Annotated in this window: 15 protein-coding genes and 1 pseudogene; 8 read left to right on the top strand and 8 right to left on the bottom strand. The window is 42.2% G+C overall.

Annotation, left to right across the window (positions count from 1 at the left end; all coding sequences use genetic code 11):
- Positions 1-167 precede the first annotated feature (167 nt).
- Entirely contained in the window at positions 168-896 is a 729-nt protein-coding gene (locus ACNAZ4_RS23550) for a YqcI/YcgG family protein (protein ID WP_415818680.1), read from the bottom strand.
- Between the two features lie 283 nt (positions 897-1,179).
- On the opposite strand from ACNAZ4_RS23550, the gene ACNAZ4_RS23545 reads away from it, so the two are divergent.
- From ACNAZ4_RS23545 to ACNAZ4_RS23530, 4 genes are all read left to right on the top strand, one after another.
- Positions 1,180-2,736, top strand: a complete 1,557-nt coding sequence (locus ACNAZ4_RS23545; protein ID WP_415818678.1) for an ABC-F family ATP-binding cassette domain-containing protein — start codon at positions 1,180-1,182, stop codon at positions 2,734-2,736.
- Positions 2,737-3,341: 605 nt separating this feature from the next.
- Positions 3,342-4,202, top strand: a complete 861-nt coding sequence (locus ACNAZ4_RS23540) for a putative selenate ABC transporter substrate-binding protein (RefSeq protein ID WP_415818676.1) — start codon at positions 3,342-3,344, stop codon at positions 4,200-4,202.
- A 9-nt stretch (positions 4,203-4,211) separates the two neighbouring features.
- The gene (locus ACNAZ4_RS23535; protein WP_415818674.1) at positions 4,212-4,958 is read left to right on the top strand and encodes a phosphonate ABC transporter ATP-binding protein; all 747 of its coding nucleotides are present in this window, start codon (positions 4,212-4,214) and stop codon (positions 4,956-4,958) included.
- A 1-nt stretch (position 4,959) separates the two neighbouring features.
- The gene (locus tag ACNAZ4_RS23530; protein WP_415818672.1) at positions 4,960-6,591 is read left to right on the top strand and encodes a PhnE/PtxC family ABC transporter permease; all 1,632 of its coding nucleotides are present in this window, start codon (positions 4,960-4,962) and stop codon (positions 6,589-6,591) included.
- Positions 6,592-6,647: 56 nt separating this feature from the next.
- On the opposite strand, the gene ACNAZ4_RS23525 is transcribed toward ACNAZ4_RS23530, so the two are convergent.
- On the bottom strand, positions 6,648-7,070 hold the full coding sequence (locus tag ACNAZ4_RS23525) for a hypothetical protein (RefSeq protein WP_415818670.1): 423 nt from the start codon (positions 7,068-7,070) through the stop codon (positions 6,648-6,650).
- 154 nt (positions 7,071-7,224) lie between these two features.
- A complete protein-coding gene (locus ACNAZ4_RS23520; protein ID WP_415818668.1) occupies positions 7,225-7,371 on the bottom strand; it encodes a hypothetical protein in 147 nt (48 codons plus the stop codon).
- Positions 7,372-7,580: 209 nt separating this feature from the next.
- Between ACNAZ4_RS23520 and ACNAZ4_RS23515 the strand changes: the two genes are divergently transcribed.
- Both ACNAZ4_RS23515 and ACNAZ4_RS23510 read left to right on the top strand, forming a co-directional pair.
- Entirely contained in the window at positions 7,581-8,648 is a 1,068-nt protein-coding gene (locus ACNAZ4_RS23515) for an AI-2E family transporter (protein WP_415818666.1), read from the top strand.
- 162 nt (positions 8,649-8,810) lie between these two features.
- The gene (locus tag ACNAZ4_RS23510) at positions 8,811-9,320 is read left to right on the top strand and encodes a YhcN/YlaJ family sporulation lipoprotein (protein ID WP_415818664.1); all 510 of its coding nucleotides are present in this window, start codon (positions 8,811-8,813) and stop codon (positions 9,318-9,320) included.
- Between the two features lie 51 nt (positions 9,321-9,371).
- Here the strand turns inward: ACNAZ4_RS23510 and ACNAZ4_RS23505 are convergent, their stop codons facing one another.
- Complete coding sequence (locus ACNAZ4_RS23505) at positions 9,372-9,920, bottom strand: HD domain-containing protein (RefSeq protein ID WP_415818662.1); 549 nt, start codon at positions 9,918-9,920, stop codon at positions 9,372-9,374.
- Between the two features lie 140 nt (positions 9,921-10,060).
- Positions 10,061-13,558, bottom strand: a complete 3,498-nt coding sequence (locus ACNAZ4_RS23500; protein WP_415818660.1) for a hypothetical protein — start codon at positions 13,556-13,558, stop codon at positions 10,061-10,063.
- A gap of 218 nt (positions 13,559-13,776) precedes the next feature.
- Between ACNAZ4_RS23500 and ACNAZ4_RS23495 the strand changes: the two genes are divergently transcribed.
- Complete coding sequence (locus ACNAZ4_RS23495; RefSeq protein ID WP_415818658.1) at positions 13,777-14,136, top strand: hypothetical protein; 360 nt, start codon at positions 13,777-13,779, stop codon at positions 14,134-14,136.
- Between the two features lie 338 nt (positions 14,137-14,474).
- Here ACNAZ4_RS23495 and ACNAZ4_RS23490 read toward each other — a convergent pair whose 3' ends face one another.
- Both ACNAZ4_RS23490 and ACNAZ4_RS23485 read right to left on the bottom strand, forming a co-directional pair.
- Positions 14,475-15,146: a GNAT family N-acetyltransferase gene (locus ACNAZ4_RS23490; RefSeq protein ID WP_415818656.1), complete on the bottom strand. Its 672-nt coding sequence runs from the start codon at positions 15,144-15,146 to the stop codon at positions 14,475-14,477.
- A gap of 20 nt (positions 15,147-15,166) precedes the next feature.
- Entirely contained in the window at positions 15,167-16,039 is an 873-nt protein-coding gene (locus ACNAZ4_RS23485) for a carbon-nitrogen hydrolase family protein (RefSeq protein ID WP_415818655.1), read from the bottom strand.
- 234 nt (positions 16,040-16,273) lie between these two features.
- On the opposite strand from ACNAZ4_RS23485, the pseudogene ACNAZ4_RS23480 reads away from it, so the two are divergent.
- Positions 16,274-17,500 (top strand): annotated as a pseudogene (locus ACNAZ4_RS23480) (MFS transporter).
- A gap of 86 nt (positions 17,501-17,586) precedes the next feature.
- Here ACNAZ4_RS23480 and ACNAZ4_RS23475 read toward each other — a convergent pair.
- Positions 17,587-17,660: IS3 family transposase (locus tag ACNAZ4_RS23475; protein ID WP_415818682.1), on the bottom strand; the 74-nt coding region annotated here is incomplete at its 5' end.

The following is a 17,660-nucleotide window of genomic DNA, read 5'->3' as shown; positions in this document are numbered from 1 at the left end:
AGATGGCATCTGTTTTTAATAAACTTGGTTAATTGTTACTGGTAAAAAATAGAATTTACGGTAAGTGTGTTTGAGTTACCCAAAAAACTTAAAAAAGTATTTGACATTGTACGCTATACAACAAAAAATAAGGCTAAATCCTCTATAGCAGGATTTAGCCTTAACTCTTATTTATGATGAAAAGGGCATTTCCCTTCTATTGGCTTGCTGTCGTCGCCAATGAAATACATTTTCCATTCCCTGTGTTCAGGGTCTCCATAATGACTCACATTGGGATGCTTCGGCAGATTGTCCCACTTTTCAACGCGCTCTCTTACCTTTTCCCGTGACATGATTCCGCCTTTCGAAGTTCCTTCAAGGCCATCGAAAATGCGCCGCGGCTGGAAACCAATAACGAGACTATTCCCCAGGTCACGCGTTTTCCTCTGTTTATAGGCCGGTGCATTTCCAAAAGCAAAGAAAGGTTCCCCTGCAAACGAAAATGCCCATAGATGATGGTCAGGATCTGTAGGATAATCTGCAGGCCATGGCTTTGTGTCTTTCTCATGCAAAAACTGAAGCATTTTCCAGAAATATTCACGGTAATACTGAATAGATTTTTCTTCCAATTCCGGCTCGACAAATACAAATAAGCCATGCCTGATAAGAGGTTTCGATTCATCAAACAATCCAATGAACTCTTCGATGGCTCCAGGCAGCTGTTCCCAGTTGTCCCTGCTCACATATGAATATCGAAGCTCCCCTTTTTTCTCTGCAGACATTCCAAAATAACATGGGAACTCTCGATCAGTGACCACATCACGGAAATTTTTATATTCGTTAATCACCCATTCAGGCACAAGATCAGGATTAACCATATCTTCTTTTGTAAATAAATAATTATTGGCAACTTTCATTTTATACACCTCAATTAGTTAGTTAGCTAGTTATCATTTACCCATTTCATTTTTCAGTAAACAAACCAGCCTCCAACTAAAGACCTGCAGTGATTTGTAGCAATGGATTTCATATATTTTAACTTTCCATATGCGCCTTAGCTTTGGCAATGCTGAATGGTTCTTTGTTTTTCAATAACTTCCATCCTAGAAAACTCTGGTGGAAAACCATAGATTTTAGTATGATTAAGAAATGTGATTGTTAAATAATTACCTTAAAATAGATTAAAGCGAGGATTTTATCATGAGTCTATTGAATGTAGAAAATTTAAGCCATACATTTGGGGATCGCACCCTTTTTAAAGACGTGTCCTTCCGTCTGCTAGCCGAGGACCATGTCGGCCTTGTTGGAGCGAACGGTGTCGGCAAGTCCACCCTTATGAATATCATCACCGGCCAACTGATCCATGATTCCGGGAAAGTAGAATGGACGCCTGGAGTGGAGTACGGCTATTTGGACCAGCATACGGTATTATCACCTGGAAAAACAATCCGGGATGTATTGCGTGATGCCTTCCTTCCCCTTTTTAAAAAGGAAGAAGAGCTTAACGAAGTGACCGGTAAAATGGCGGATGCCACTCCAGAGGAATTGGAAAAATTGCTCGAAGAAATGGCAGAAATCCAGGATGCCCTCGATGCTGGTGGTTTTTACTCACTTGATATCGAAGTTGAGGAAGCAGCAAGAGGTCTTGGCCTTGATGCGATAGGCATCGATCGCGATGTATCCGCATTGAGCGGCGGACAGCGCACGAAGGTCTTGCTTGCCAAGCTATTGCTTGAAAAGCCAAAGGTACTTCTGCTCGATGAGCCGACGAACTATCTTGATGTTGAACATATTCAATGGTTGACCAAGTACCTGAAAGAGTATCCATATGCTTTCATTTTGATTTCCCACGATACCGAGTTCATGAACCAGGTATCCAACGTCATTTTCCAGCTTGAGTTCTCAAAACTGACAAGATACACTGCTACTTATGAAAAGTTCCTGGAATTAGCTGAGATTAACAAAAACCAGCATCTGAATGCATATGAAAAACAGAAGGAATTCATCAAGAAACAAGAAGATTTCATCGCCAAGAACAAAGCGCGCTACTCAACAACCGGCCGGGCGAAGAGCCGCCAGAAACAACTTGATCGCATGGAAAGGATCGACCGACCAGAAACAGCCTTGAAGCCTACATTTGATTTCAAGGAATCACGCGCAAGCAGCCGCTATGTATTTGAAGGAACAGATTTCGAAATCGGCTATACGCACCCGCTGCTTCCTAAATTGTCCGTCACAATCGAACGTGGTGAAAAGATTGCGCTAGTTGGTATGAATGGTGTCGGAAAATCAACCTTATTGAAAACCATGCTTGGAAAGATCCCTCCATTGAGCGGTAAAATCGAGCGAGGCGACTTCCTTTTCCCTTCATACTTTGAACAGGAAGTTAAAGCCGGAAATATCACCCCAATCGATGATGTGTGGAGTGAATTCCCAGGCATGGACCAGCACCAGGTAAGGGCAGCACTGGCCCGAAGCGGCTTAAAGAACGAACATATTTCACGTCCCCTCAATCAACTGAGCGGTGGCGAGCAGGCAAAGGTACGCCTGACCAAATTGCTTATGCATGAAAGCAACTGGCTGCTATTCGACGAGCCGACAAACCACCTGGATATCACGGCAAAAGAAGAACTAAAACGAGCGTTGAAAGCCTATAAAGGAACAATCGTCCTCGTCAGCCACGAACCCGATTTCTATGAAGACTGGGTTTCAAAAGTATGGAATGTAGAAGAATGGGCAGCGAATGCAAATCAATAATCCCGGAATAAACCTGCTGGTATTTGAACCAGCAGGTTTATTTTTTAGTCAGCGTCTCTTGCGATCAGGTCCCCCTTCGTTACGTTCCCAAACCCATTGCGAGATAAAATCGCATGTTGACCTCTTGCTGTTTTGGAGGAAAATAACCATAAATACTTCAGACAAATTATAGAGGAAAAGCGGTAGAAATATCCGAACCTGCCACTACTTCTGACAAAACTCCATCGAAACGCCATTGATTTGTCCGAACTTGCCACTACTTCGGACAAAACTCTATCGGAACACCATTGATTTGTCCGAACTTGCCACTACTTCGGACAAAACTCCATCGAAACGCCATTGATTTGTCCGAACCTGCCACTACTTCGGNCAAAACTCCATCGAAACGCCAGTGATTTGTCACAACCTCCACCTACTTCAGCAACCACTATTGAAAGCCACTGTAGATCAGAACCATGGTGCACTTTTGGACACCATATCAAGTTAACTCAAGCGCGGAAATTATTATCTTCCATAAAAAAGTTACCGAAATGTATTGAGTTATGTGCAAGTTATTGATAAATTTTATAAGGGTTATAAAATTTATTTATATAGGTGATGAGAAAATGAAAAAATTAATTATCTTGGCAGCACTGCTGCTGATAACTGCTCTTTCTGGCTGTTCAGGAGATAACAGTGAAGAAACGAAAAAGGAAACAATTAAAATCGGCGCGATTCCCGATCAAAACGCCGCTGATTTGAACAGAAGCATGGAAGATTTCGCAAAAGACCTGGGCAAAAAAACAGGGATGAATGTTGAGTACGTCCCTTCAGTGGATTACTCAGCATTGGTTACCGCTTTTCAACGAGGAGAAATCCAGCTGGCATGGTTCGGTGGATTGACGGGTGTCCAGGCGCGAAATTCAGTTCCAGAGGCTGAAGCATTCGCACAAAGGCCGATTGATGAGAAATTCAAGTCTGTATTCATTGCACAAAAGGATAGTGGGATTGATAGTCTTGAAGATTTAAAAGGAAAGTCTTTTACTTTTGGCAGCGAAAGTTCAACTTCTGGCCATCTTATGCCGCGTTACTTCATGATGGAAGCAGGCATTGATCCTGATCAGGATCTTGATGGGAAGCCTAACTACTCTGGTTCACATGATAAAACTTATAAGCTAGTTGAATCTGGAGCTTACGAGTCGGGAGCTCTGAATATTTCTGTTTGGGAAGCAGCTGTAAAAGAAGGCAAGGTTGATGAATCCAAAGTCAAAGTAATCTACACGACACCAGAGTACTTTGACTACAACTGGACGGTCAACATCGCTGATGAAGAAACAAAAAAGAAAATCAAAGATGCAATTCTTTCAATGACAAAAGAAGACAATGAAATTATGGAATTACTGCAAACCGATCAATTCATTGAAACCAATAATGAGAATTATAAAGCAATCGAAGAGGTCGCCAAGCAACTTAAGATCATCAAGTAGGTGAGCTTCATGAGCGAATTCATAGAGATAAAAAATATAGAAAAAATTTATGAGCGGAAGATAGCCTTATCTTCCCTTTCTTTGTCTGTAAAAAAGGGTGAATTGATCGCCCTGATTGGGCCAAGTGGTGCGGGTAAGACTACCTTGCTGAATTTGCTTGCTGCTACTTTAAAACCCGATCAAGGGGAAATTGAGATTGATGGCCAGCTGTTGGCTGAAATGAATGACCAGAAGCAACGGGCCAAAAAAATCGGGATCATCCGTCAGCAATTTGACCTTATAGGGGAATTGCCAGTCATCCATAATGTGCTTGCAGGAAAGTTATCAGAATGGGGAATCTTCAAATCTCTCCTTTCGATGCTGATTCCTCAGGATAAGGACGATGCAATACGCGCCCTTTCGCGTGTGGGTCTGAGAGAAAAACTATATGAACGAACTTCTGCACTGTCGGGCGGAGAACAGCAGCGTGTCGCCCTTGCCCGGCTGCTTGTCCAGAGTCCTGAAATCGTACTTGCCGATGAGCCGGTAGCATCACTTGATCCTGCTCGTGCCGAGGACATCCTGGCACTCCTAGTCAAGATAGCATCTGAGGAAAATCAAACATTGATTGCCAGTCTGCATTCCGTTGAGTACGCAAAAAAGTACTTCGATCGCTTGATCGCACTAAAGGATGGCCAAATTTTCTTCGACCTGCCTGCCTCATCCGTCTCAGACGCCCAAATTGCCAGCTTGTACAAACTGAAGGAGCAGGAATAGCATGGACAGAAGCTGGTGGAATTTCGATCTGCATAAAAGAAAAATTCTTAGTTTGCTCCTCTTGCTGGCGTTTTTATGGAGTTTGACATCGATACACTGGAACCAGGATTTGTTTCATGGCGGAGGATTGAAAACCGCCAAACAGATTGCAGCAGCATTTTTCAGTCCAGATTTATCGAAGGATATACTGCAGCTTGCCCTAGAATCCACCTGGATTACGCTAAGCTATGCAGTGGCGGGAATGAGCCTTGCCCTGATTATCGCTTTTTTCTGGGGAATCCTTGCTTCTGGAGTACTGGTCTCCAATTTAAAAACAAAGCGGCATGTAAAATCAATCTTTAGAGGCCAGCTTGGTTTCATGAGAGCGATCCACGAGCTTGTCTGGGCCTGGCTGTTCGTTGCCTCAATCGGCCTTTCACCCTTTGCTGCCATTTTCGCACTGGCCATCCCCTATGGGGGAATCCTCGGCAGGATCTTTGCAGACATGCTTGAGGACGTACCAACTCAGCCAATCAAGGCATTGGAAGCTGCTGGCGCAGGGAAATGGCAGACTTTAATGTACGGATACCTTCCTATGGTCAGGTCAAGCATCGTCAGCTATGCCATGTACCGCTTTGAATGCGCCGTACGGTCATCCGCCATCATGAGCTTTGTAGGCATTGGCGGTCTCGGCTATCAAATACAATTAAGCCTTGATGACCTGCACTATAATGAAGTATGGACCTTTGTGTTTTTCCTGATCATTCTTGTCATCCTCATCGATGTCTGGAGCAATCTTTTAAGGAAAAGCCTGAATTCATCAACCGCAGTAAAAAGACAGCTGAAGCTTTCTTTCTATTCATTGATTCTTCTCGCCTTCGGTTCCTGGCTATCTATTTTTACGATCGAAAAGGCAAGCCTGTCGATGTTATTCACAAAAGAAAATCTTCATTACTCCGGTCAGTTCTTAAAAGGGCTGATCGGGATTGGTGATGATCAGCCTGCGTTTCTGAGCAGCGACAGCTGGGCAAATGCTTTATCGCTTACATGGGAAACTTTATTGATGAGTATATTGGCCACTGGATTTGCAACTATAGCCGCTGTTTTGACAATGGTTCCTGCAGCCAGGAATGTGGCAGACGGATCGCTTACCCTGTCAAAAAAATGGCATGGATGGCTGACATTCAGTTTTGTGCGGGCTGGCTACATTTTCACGAGGGCTGTTCCAGAACTAGTTTGGGCGATGATCATCATCTTTATTTTCAAGCCTGGAATCCTGCCTGGCGCGATTGCCCTCGCCCTTCATAACTATGGGATTCTTGGCAAGCTTTTAGCTGAGGTGATCGAAGACCTGGATTCCCGGCCAGTAAGGAATCTGGCTTCCTGCGGGGCAAGCAGGATCCAAATTTTATTATACGGTGTCCTGCCGTCTGCACTTCCCCGTTTCCTGACGTATATACTCTACCGCTGGGAAGTCATCATGCGGACCACAATCGTAGTCGGCTTCGTCGGAGCAGGCGGGCTTGGCCAGCAATTCAAGCTAAGCATGAGCTTTTTCCATTATACAGATATCACGCTGTTACTTTTCTTCTATCTCGCTCTTGTCTTTGCAGCAGATTTCATTTCTGAAAAGGCAAGATACTTCATAAAATAATCCGGCCCGTCATATGGCCGGATTTTTTCTATTTGTTTAAGGTTCCTGAAATTAACTTATAGAATGTCCATTTTGTCCAGCCCATTTTCAAGGAAGTATTTTTCATACCGTGCCTTTAGCTGGAAAAGCCGATTGATCTTTTCTTCAATCGTGGCATTGAGATGAACCTCACGTTTCAAATCAATCGTTGCCAATTTATGCGTAAGCTGGTCCCAAAACACATCTTCTTCATACTCATCAATTATTGATTCCACTGTTTCCTTCAGGCTCTCGGATAGATTGTAATATTCTTCTTCATGATCATAATAAATTTCTTCACACGCTTCAAAGTCCCTCGCCAGGGAGAATACATACTGTTCAAGATCCTCTGCTTTCTCTGCCAGTTCATGATTTGCTTCAGTCAGTCCTAACGGCCAATTCCCAAGCTGCAACAGCTTCACAAGTGTCAAAAATTGATCTTTTGAAAGGTCAATTTTCATTAAACCCTCCCCCTTTCATATGCTTGTTCCATATATATGATGCAAGTGCAGCCGATTTTCCAAAATATCCGACTTTTTCGTGACCGGCCATCACTCCCAGACGGCCAAAATAAAAACGGCAGGCCATTTATGTGATGGCCTGCCAGAATCTATATTAGTTGCTAATATTAATCGCTTCACCTATTAACTGGATGTCTTTATATATTTCATTTTTCAGTTCGCTATCTTCACATTGCGCATATTCATCGAACAAACGGCCTAATTCCTTTATAAACAAAAGATGTTCTTCTACGGCAACCATACAGAGACCCCTTTACACAGAAGATGACCAGTGGCAATTGCTGTAATTCCAGTTTTCGTTGACCAGGATATTTACCCGTAAAAAAAACTATCAAACTACCAATTTTTATTACTATATGCAGCAGCTGTCCACGATATGACAACCATTGTTTAAGGAATAGTCCTTAAAGGGAAGTAAATAAGAGATATAAAAATCCAGGGGGGAACCAAATGTGGATCCAAAGACCTTTTTTTAAGTTTGCGACCGGCACGATCCTTATTCTTCTAATAATCTTTCTTTTTGGTAAAATCGATTACTTCGTCTCTCCCCTGCAAAGTTTCATCATCGCCATTTTCTTTCCAGTTCTGATTTCAGGGCTGATTTATTATATTTTACGGAAGCCAGTTCAATGGCTTAGCTGTTACCTCCCTAAAGTGGTCAGTATTATAATCGTGTTCACCATTGTTGCTGGAATATTTACCGGCTTCTCTTATTTGGCAGGCTCATTATTGGGAGAAGAAGTCAGCGGTCTGACAGAAAATTTCCCCGATAAAATTGATGAAATCACAGAAGAGTCACAAAAAGTCATTAACGAAAACCAAATAGGTTTTATAAAGACGGATGAAGTCAAGCAAAGGATGCTGAACTATCTGAGTAAGCTTTCTCAAAATCTAGGAGAAAATATCCTGACCTTATTTTCTGTGATTACAAGTATAGCAACCGTCCTGGTCGTAGTACCCTTCCTATCCTTCTTCTTCCTGAAGGATGATGAAAAACTGAGGCCCTATATCCTGATGCATATACCCGCTGAACACGCTCAAGAAGGCAACAAAATTTTAAAGGATATTGATAAAACATTATTCACCTATGTAACAGGACAATTCATCATCGCCCTAGTGGATGGAATCTTAATGTATATCGGTTATTTGATAATCGGTCTGGACTATGCTCTCTTGCTTGCGATCTTCGCAATGTTTTTAACGATCGTTCCGTTTTTAGGACCGCTTCTAGGTATCATTCCGGCCTTGTTCATCGGCCTGACGAACAGTCCCTTGATGGCATTCAAGGTACTCATTGTACTGCTGATTGTGCAGCAGCTTGAGGGGAACCTTGTTACCCCTCAAGTAATGGGGAAAAAGCTAAGCATCCATCCAATAACCGTCATTCTGCTTTTGATCGCAGCCGGTTCTTTGTATGGATTCATCGGCATCCTGATCGCCATCCCATTGTACTCAGTGGTTAAAATAATCATCAAGGATGTCTGGAAGTTTTATAAGCTTCGAAAACCCAGTATTTGATAGCGTGAAAGAATATCTCATTTCACAGAATACCCGTTTCTTTCCCTAACGGTAAGGCGAGTGCAAAAGCACTCGCCTTCTTTTTTTCTTACGAATAAACCGTATAAATTAATTATTATTTGGGCAGTCTATTCCCAATTTGATATAAGGGAGGATTTGCCATTGAAACGCATCAACTTGTCATTGCTGACGATTATGGCACCGGCCATTTTGTTTGCTGGATGCAATACTTATACAGATGAAGGAGCAGGAAATCCTAGGGTATATGGCGGAACTGGGCCGCAAATCCAAAATGTTAATGAGGAATATCGCTCTGCTTCTTATAATCAGACATACAGGATGAAGGTCGAGGATGACTTAGAGGATCAAGTAGTAAAGCTTCAAGATGTTCAGAGTGCTGCCGTCATTTCGATCCAGAGACAAGCCTATGTAGCTGTTGTGCTCGAAGATGGGAATACAGATTCTGTTCCAGAAGATATTTACGATCAGATCACCAGCCAAATTAAATCCGCCGATGAAGCGATTTCGGATGTGTTTGTATCATCAAATGCGGATTTTGTCGTTGAAATGGCGAATTATCGTGAGCAGCTGCAGAGCAGAAAACCTATCCCGGGGATTGCTGAAGAATTTAATGATACGATTGAAAGAACGTTTCCTGCCATCAATCGGTGAAATAACCTATAAAGAAGGGCATCGGAACATGACCGGTGCCCTTAATACTCTTTATATAGGCAGGCTGGTTTCCCCGCCATCCGCCCCTTTCGATAATTCTTCATCAATCATTTTATCAAGCCGGATAATACTTTGTTTCGCCCTGTCTGGATCTATTTTTCGATAATGATGTTTACCTCCTTCTTCTTCATCTTTTTCATCCGCCCATTTCACGACTTTCTGAAGCGGCGTACGGACAATGTCATTCGAAGGCAAAAAAGAGTCTGTGTGGAAAAGGATGGCAAGTGAAGTGGCTTTCGCCTGTACGGGGTTTTCACCCAGTCTGATCAGGAGCTTGTGCGCTCTTTCCGCTCCCTTTATCGGGTGGATATCGTTCTTCCGGTATAATTCGTAGTCCCATTTCCCGTTACGGTACCAGGTGAAATGGCCGATATCGTGGAGGAACCCGGCTTTGGCAGCCATATCTACATCCACTTTATGCTCTTTGGCAAGCTGGAAGGCATGATAGGCAACCGCAATCGCATGCGCCATTCCAGAACGTTTCAAATACTTTTGGGCAATATGGTGTTCATATATATCCAAAAGAGTGACATCTCTCATAGGCTGACCTCCTTCTATAGTGATTTGCTTATTTTTATGAATGGTAACAGAATTCATGAAAAAATGCACATTTTAAACCTTCTCTGCCTATGTAACCAAAAAAACTGCCGGCAAGGTGATCCCTTTACCGGCCGCTGTCATTAATTCCAGTTCTTCAATTTCTTTCTTATATTCTCTTTCATCCTTACTAAAAAGGTTACCTCACCCCTAGCGCCCTTTTGTTTGTTCCATTCATTAAAGCTTGCGACGCTGATCAGAATCGAACCGGCAATCAGGAGGTAACCCCACCACGGAAGATTTCCCCAGAAAGGCCTTGTTTGCAGGAACACGTTTAAGAGCAAAACCCCTGCTCCCACGAAGAAATACGATTTAACCCTCAGCCACATACCCGCAAGCATCGAAACAAGCGACAAAGACCCAAGGATCAATGCATCATAGACCGTGTTGCTAGCCAGCCCATCCTGAATGAGCAGCAGAGAGACAATCACGAGAATTGCCCATTGAATATAGCCCGTGATCTTTGCATGCCGCTGTCTGAACAGCAAGCGCATAAAAATGACCATCACTACGAACGGCAGTACGTACGCTTCCCTTTCTAATAAAGCTGGAATTTCCATTTGCTCAATGGCCGTATAATAAGGAACCAGCAAATAAGCTCCAGCAAGAAAACGAATCCACACAGATTCCACACCGTCAACACGGTCCTTCTGAAGCAATAATCCTCCTGATAGAAGCAGGCCATGGACTATCAGTGCCCAGTATGTTTCAGTGTGAAGCGGTGCGATTGAACAAATGAATAGGAAGCCTACGATCGAATAGGCATCAAGATTTTTCAGCCCATAAGCACCGCCGCTCTTCCAAAAATCTTTATACAACCATGATCCCAGTAAAACAGTTGAGACGCCATATGCAGCCAGAATGGCAATCTCGAAAAACACATGAAGGTTAGATAGGAACAGTATCTGGATTGTTCCGTAAAAAATCATCAGCAACGGCACGATAGCAATCAGATCCCAGCTGAAACGACGGAGCAGGAATAATACAATCACCGCATAACCTACCGTGATACCATATAAAAGCCATGTGTATGGATAGGAGACGAGAAAGCTTGAAATCCCCAATAGTGAAAACGGAACCAGATAAAACTGGGTTCTTTTTTTATAATCACTGGATGAAAAGAACCAGAAGCCTGTGATGAACATACTGACAGCCAGAAAAGCATATTGACTCAATTCTGCTGTCGTAAAATTACTGATCCCACTCTGGGTTGCCAAAAACAATGTAGTGAATGCACCATACAGAAAGGATTTGATCATCCATTCTTTTTTTGCGAACATCACGCTGACGGCATATACAGCTGTTGCAATTAGATAACTCCAGACCGCAGTCCCACCAAAGAAGATAAAGTTAAATGCCATGAGAGGAATTAAATAAATATTACCAACCCAGGCAAAACCTTCTGCCAACAGCTTTTCCTTAACTCGCAGTATTGCAGCTATACCCAGCAGCAGCCAGCCTGCTCCAGGCATTAAAAGGGAGTGCGCAGTGTCAGTGAAGTAAATAATCCCTTCATTGATTAAATTAACGGTGATCAGATACCAGGCAAGAATGATCACTCCTGGCAAAAATGCCAACATTCTTTCCCTGACCGCAAAGTAAAGCAGCAGTGACATGAAGATGCCGCCAAACCAGATGAGTGATTCTCCATACATGCTGTCAATAGGTGAGACGAACGTAAAGAACAGGCTGAGAGCATAAAAACCATGAGCAGAGAAGAAGGAACTTTTAGCCATAACGGGATCTTTCATTTTCCTAAATGCCACGTGACCAGCTAAAAGCAAGATTCCTGCTATCGCAAAGTTTCCTGCTATCCCAAAAAATTCATCATACATGCTGGTTTGTGTCCTGATTTCCTCTCCAAAGGAGGCAACAGCCAAACCAAGGGAAACAGGGACAGCCCACTTCGCCAAAATATGGATAAGCGCTCTAGAATCAATTGTCCTCATGTTATAGAATACAAAGCTCGTGAGCAGGAACATCAGGCCTAGTTCCCACCAGTCAAACATCGAAAAAGTAAGAAGGATCATAAAAAGCATGATCAGTAACCCAACATCCCGCGAGCTTGTTTTTATCACCTGAAGCGGCTTAAGTCGAAGCAGCCAGCCAGAGGTCATAAAAAGGACAAGACCGATAAAGTATAACGGCAGGGTCAGATTCTCGAACCCTATCCATTTCTGCAGCTGCAACACCACTTCAAACAATGCTGCCGCTAGAAAGATCGGACCTAAATAGGCAAAGATAATATTTCTATTTGTATTTGCAAGATAAATGAAATTAGCTGCAATCAGCAGATAAGCTGTAAATAAAACCAGGGACGGATTTTGTGAGTGCAGCATCAGTCCTTCAGCTGTAATATAGACAAACGCAAGACCTGATACTACTGCACTGGTTATTTGGAAAGCCTTTTTCAAAGCGAATTGGTCCCCGAACAATCTCGGCACGAACAGAAAAACAAATCCAAGAAGCGCATAGCCGATCGCACTTACTTCTGTAATATCCCAATTTTCCAGGATTTGATAGGCACCATAGACCAACATAGTGCTGAACACAAAATGGTACTGCTTTTGGCCAATCACAAAAATCATCGATAGATAAACGATGGAAGTTAAAATCAAACTGAATCCATTGAAAAAATGATTCTCATAGAAAAAGAGCATCAATAATGTCGATAAGACTAAGTTAGCCTGTGAATATACGGCAAGTTCCCTTGTGAAAAGCGGCAGCCTGCCGTTCTTTTTCAGCAGGTAGTATCCTGCCAGTAAAATTGTATTGAAGATCACCAGGCCAAGGTAAAAACCATCTGTTTCAAGGCCTATGGACCTCAGCACGTATGCAGCACCAATGGAGGATGAAATAAACGTAAACCACACAAACAATCTTGACGATAATCTCCTGGCTAGTATGGCATATATCGGAATCAGAATTGAACTGCTGATCGCTCCTAGAATGAATCGGCCTTCGCCATAAAATGATAGATAAGGTCCCAGCAATTCAAACCATCCCAGCGATAAAGTGAAAATTGGCAAAAACAGACTTCCAAGTACCACAAACGCGAAGGCAGTTTTTTCAATTTTCAGCACAGTGAAGCTTATATAGGCAATACCATAAAATAACCCGGAGACCATGGCGATCGATCCAGCTTTCATCCAGGGGGTCATTGTGTCCCAATTGCTAGTCGCAACGAACAGGCCGCCGATTAACAGCATGATGACCCCAATATTCAATGACCAGGAAATATTCCGTTCACGAATTTCTTCTGCAGTTTTCTTTGGCCTGATTTTTACTGGAACTGCATCAAGCTGCGCACCGGCTTTATTTCCAGGTGAATGAAGATGATAACCGGGAGGATCAGATTGTTGGTTCGAATTTACCTGGTTCATGCTTTCATGATCCGTTCTTTCCGGCGTTCTTACCTTCGCTTTCGCTTGCTCTTCCCTGGCAAGCAGATCAAGGAAATATTCATTATGCGCTTCGGCGACGGTGTTATATTCCTCGGCAGAAACATACCCTAGCTCTTTAAGATGATAGAGCTCATCACGGAATATCCTCCGTCTTTCTTCTTTAGGAGTGGATCCCATTTTTATCCCCCTGTTCTAGAATTATCCTAATTATGACTATTTAGTGTAATTTTACACCATTCATAAAATAATTCAATATTTAAACAGGTATTTCCATTCGTGATTTTTCGACAAACTCTATTCCCTTCGTGCTGAAATCCTTTATAATAGCTTAGTGGCATTGAATAAAATCAATATAATCCCACAAAAAATTACTAAGAGATTTAGAGGTTAAAAAGATGGCTGATTTTTTATGGATAATTTACCTGGGATTCCTGGGGACAACGGCAATCTGGTTTTTAATTAAAGGCAAGTACAAGAACAATATCACCAGATTTGATTTCGTTGTTTCGATCATTACCTGGCTGGGTCTATTCGCATATGTGACTGAAACGGAAATGTTGATACCGCCGGTTTGGAAAATGGTTTTTATCTTCGGACTGCTCTGGGATGCAGTATTCACTATTTTCTTTGCTGAACGTTTTGCCAGCGATTTTGGTCTAGATGAAGATGCGGAACCAATGCCGCTTGCAGCAAAATTGAGCGGCTTGATTACAGTTGCACCATTATATTATGGAATTTTTCAATATGCTTTTTAAAACGGCTTTGGCCGTTTTTTTTATTGATTAAGAATTGTTATCCCGAAATAACAAATGCGTTTTTTAATATAACATCGTTGATTTTTATGGATTTTATAGGGCCCGCACGAAAGAACAAACACGGAATTAGCACCAGGTACTAGTATCATTTAGTGGTGTATTTCTCAGGCGGACACCCTTTTCATCATGGCATTGAGGCTTATAGGCAACAAAAAAAGGATAAAACCTATTGGTTCTATCCTTTCTACAATCAGCAGCAGACAGTGTCTTTGCAAGACAACAATCAATCCTTTTTACAAATTAAAAACCAGCAGTTTTGGTGACTGCTGGTCCGTAAATTATAAAGGCAGCAAAGCCACTGTTTCTTTGCCCTTTAACTGATCCACCATCTTGATCCATTTCTCAGGCTTGTTTTTAAGTACCGAATAATAAGTCGTCAAGAAATCTGTAATCAGCGCGCCAGGCAATTCATTTGTTTCTTCATTGCCCGACATGAAGCATAAATCCAGTCCTTCTACAGCTTCTCCATCATTTTCCCAGGAAGGATGGACATAATCTAAATCCAATCGCTTATAACCCAGGTGTGAAAGTACTTCGCGTCTAACAAATGGATCCATTGTTTTAACGCCGCCAAACTGGTGATCTGTTTTACGATAAGGATCATAAATTTCAGCAAACATCCCGAATAGGTCCACCCCCTGCTCAGCTGCAAGGCTTTGCAGATCATCCATTCTTTTATTGGCAAGGAATCGCCCAATGCTATGACCCGGTTTGCCGACAATCGTGAAGTCTGTCATTGCGATATTCCAGTCTGAGTAATAGCGGTATTCAGTCACCCCCACGACTTCTTCTTCATGGACGGCAACAAAAACACGGATTCCCGGATCTTCAAGCGGTTCTTTCCATAGGTCAAATTCCAAAACTTCCTCAGGTGGAAAAACCTCTTTCATTAAGTTATGGAGTTTGGCAAAGAGAGGGTCTTCAATGCTGCTAACACGGATATACTCCATCTAATATGCTCCTTCTCGAGTTAGATTTTTTCTGCTTTTTCCCAGTCTGGATATAAATCTGTTCGACGGTCACGCCAGGTTGTCACAGAACCTCGCTCCCGGACTTCGTACAAAAGCTCGAGATCAAGGTCAGCAGTAACGATCATATCATCATTCAGTTCCCCTTCTGCCTGAAGGCCTCTAGGAGGGAACGGGATATCATTTGGTGTGATGATTGCAGCCTGGCCAAAGTTCGCCCGCATAAAATCAACTGTCGGCAACGCACCGACTGTACCGGTCAAAACTACATAAACTTGATTTTCGATTGCCCGTGCATGGCTTGTATAACGTACACGGTGGAAACCATGGCGGTCATCCGTGCAGGACGGTACAAATATGACATCAGCGCCTTTAGCTTTGGCCATTCTCACAATTTCCGGGAACTCAATATCATAGCAAGTCAAAAGGGCGATTCGTCCTTTTTCTGTATCAAATACCCTGAAATCCTCTCCCGAACTCATATTCCATTCATTTACTTCCGTCGGCGTGATATGGAGCTTAGCCTGTTCAACGATCCTGCCATCAGGATAAAACATATGTGCTACATTATACAATTTTCCTTCTCTTGCGATGACATGTGTTCCTCCGATGATATGCATGCCTGTTTCCAGAGCGAAATTCTGGAACAGATTTAAATATTGTTCAGTAAAACCAGGGAGTTCATTGATGGTCAGCCTTGTACCCTGTTCACTGCCGATAGATAACAATTGAGTAGTGAAGAACTCAGGAAACAATACAAACTCAGAACCATATTCCTGTGCTGTTTTAACATAATGCTCACATTGCTGAGCGAACTCTTCAAACGACCTGATCGTGTGAAGATGGTATTGGACTGCGGAAACTCTCATTTTCATCCATCATTCCCCCTGTATCATAAAGAAATAGCATCTTGAAATCAAAACTTCGGAAATACGAAAATCATTATAGTACATTTTATTTTATTTGGATATATTTTTCGTTAAAAAATGAACCGGATTTAGCCCCTTTTTTATTCAAAAATCTTTCTTTTTTAAAAAACTGTTTCAACGTTAATATAATTAGAATATAATCTAATTAGATTAATTTCTAATCGTTAAGAGGGGGATATTATGTTTTATACTTTAAAAACAGAAAAAGGGTATCGGAAGCTTTTCCTTGCCGGGATTATTAATGGTATAGGAGACCGCTTCAGTCAGGTTGCCCTGCTGGCATTAATTCTTCAGATGACCGGATCAGGACTCGCAGTCGGTATAACAATGGCCCTCAGAATGATTCCTTTTCTGCTGTTCAGTCCAGTAAGCAACAGCCTATCAAGAAAAATGGGCGAAAAAAAAGTGATGGTCATAACAGATATTGCAAGAGCATTTATTGCTTTATCTTTCCTGGCGATCAACAGTGCAGAGGATATGTGGATTGTGTATGCAGCATCCTTTTTCCTCGCCTCTGGGGAAGCAATCTATTCACCTATCAGGAAATCAAGTATTCCACTACTAGTTTCTGCAGGAAACCTGAAAGAAGTTAATGCGTGAGAACAAGTTTTGATGGGCTTGGTGCTGGTGATTGGAGCATTTAGCGGGGGAATCGTTTCATACTTTCTCGGTGCAAAAGCTGCATTCCTTATCAACATAGTGTCATTTCTAGGCGCAGGCTGGATTATTTCAACTTTACCCAAAACTGGATACCAGACAAGACATCAGTTAACAAAGACAAAAAATAAGGAAAGTTATCGTGACCTGTTTCCAGTTATCGCCTCATCTTCTTTTCTGATTATGCTCTTCATGTTTGAAATGATCATACCGCTGATTAACGGCATAGAAAATGTACTGTTAAGCGTTTATGCTGTAGAAACATTTGGCATGCAGGATTTAGGAGTCGGTATTTTGTATAGTATTCTTGGGTTAGGGCTGATTTCCAGTCCAATTCTAACCAGGTTAGTAAAAACCCGTTTTCTGCTTTTTTCTTTCCTGTGTATCATCGGTGAAGGAATATTCCTTTCTGCCGTAAGCCAAACAAAGGTGTTTTGGCTGGCAGCTGCTCTTTTTGGAATAACAGCGATATTCAGCGGAATTGGAAACACCCTCCTCGATACGGTTGCAATGGAAATCATACCTTCAAAATGGCATGGAATGTATTTTGGTTTAACGTCAATGGTGTCGAACACATTCATAGGGATCTCAATGCTTCTTACTGGAACAGCTTTAGAATGGTTCAGTCCTCGATTGGTTGGCTTATTTGGCGGAATGCTGTATATATTCGCAGGGATGATCTTCATATTATGGGCCACTAAATACAGCTTGAAAGAGGAAAAAGCAAATTTACTTCAAAAGGTTATTTGACGGAGAACTGATAAGATACACGAAAAAAGAACGAGAATGTATGAACTGCTCCCCGTCAAGTAGACAGTGGAAATAATAAAAACAATCTAAGCGGCTTTAGCCCTGTATTCTAAAGGGCTAAGGCCGTTTAATCTTTTTTGGTAACGTTCATGATTATAAA

The sequence above is a fragment of the Mesobacillus thioparans genome (assembly GCF_965138835.1).
GTDB lineage: Bacteria > Bacillota > Bacilli > Bacillales > Cytobacillaceae > Mesobacillus > Mesobacillus thioparans.
The sequence above is the reverse complement of the archived record's forward strand: the minus strand, read 5'-3'. Positions and strand labels throughout refer to the sequence as shown.

Coding starts and splice junctions, on each gene's coding strand:
- ACNAZ4_RS23515 (WP_415818666.1), top strand. CDS start 7,581: ATGTGGATCCAAAGACCTTTTTTTAAGTTTGCGACCGGCACGATCCTT.
- ACNAZ4_RS23535 (WP_415818674.1), top strand. CDS start 4,212: ATGAGCGAATTCATAGAGATAAAAAATATAGAAAAAATTTATGAGCGG.
- ACNAZ4_RS23485 (WP_415818655.1), bottom strand. CDS start 16,039: ATGAAAATGAGAGTTTCCGCAGTCCAATACCATCTTCACACGATCAGG.
- ACNAZ4_RS23525 (WP_415818670.1), bottom strand. CDS start 7,070: ATGAAAATTGACCTTTCAAAAGATCAATTTTTGACACTTGTGAAGCTG.
- ACNAZ4_RS23495 (WP_415818658.1), top strand. CDS start 13,777: ATGGCTGATTTTTTATGGATAATTTACCTGGGATTCCTGGGGACAACG.
- ACNAZ4_RS23505 (WP_415818662.1), bottom strand. CDS start 9,920: ATGAGAGATGTCACTCTTTTGGATATATATGAACACCATATTGCCCAA.
- ACNAZ4_RS23490 (WP_415818656.1), bottom strand. CDS start 15,146: ATGGAGTATATCCGTGTTAGCAGCATTGAAGACCCTCTCTTTGCCAAA.
- ACNAZ4_RS23540 (WP_415818676.1), top strand. CDS start 3,342: ATGAAAAAATTAATTATCTTGGCAGCACTGCTGCTGATAACTGCTCTT.
- ACNAZ4_RS23550 (WP_415818680.1), bottom strand. CDS start 896: ATGAAAGTTGCCAATAATTATTTATTTACAAAAGAAGATATGGTTAAT.
- ACNAZ4_RS23500 (WP_415818660.1), bottom strand. CDS start 13,558: ATGGGATCCACTCCTAAAGAAGAAAGACGGAGGATATTCCGTGATGAG.
- ACNAZ4_RS23520 (WP_415818668.1), bottom strand. CDS start 7,371: ATGGTTGCCGTAGAAGAACATCTTTTGTTTATAAAGGAATTAGGCCGT.
- ACNAZ4_RS23530 (WP_415818672.1), top strand. CDS start 4,960: ATGGACAGAAGCTGGTGGAATTTCGATCTGCATAAAAGAAAAATTCTT.
- ACNAZ4_RS23545 (WP_415818678.1), top strand. CDS start 1,180: ATGAGTCTATTGAATGTAGAAAATTTAAGCCATACATTTGGGGATCGC.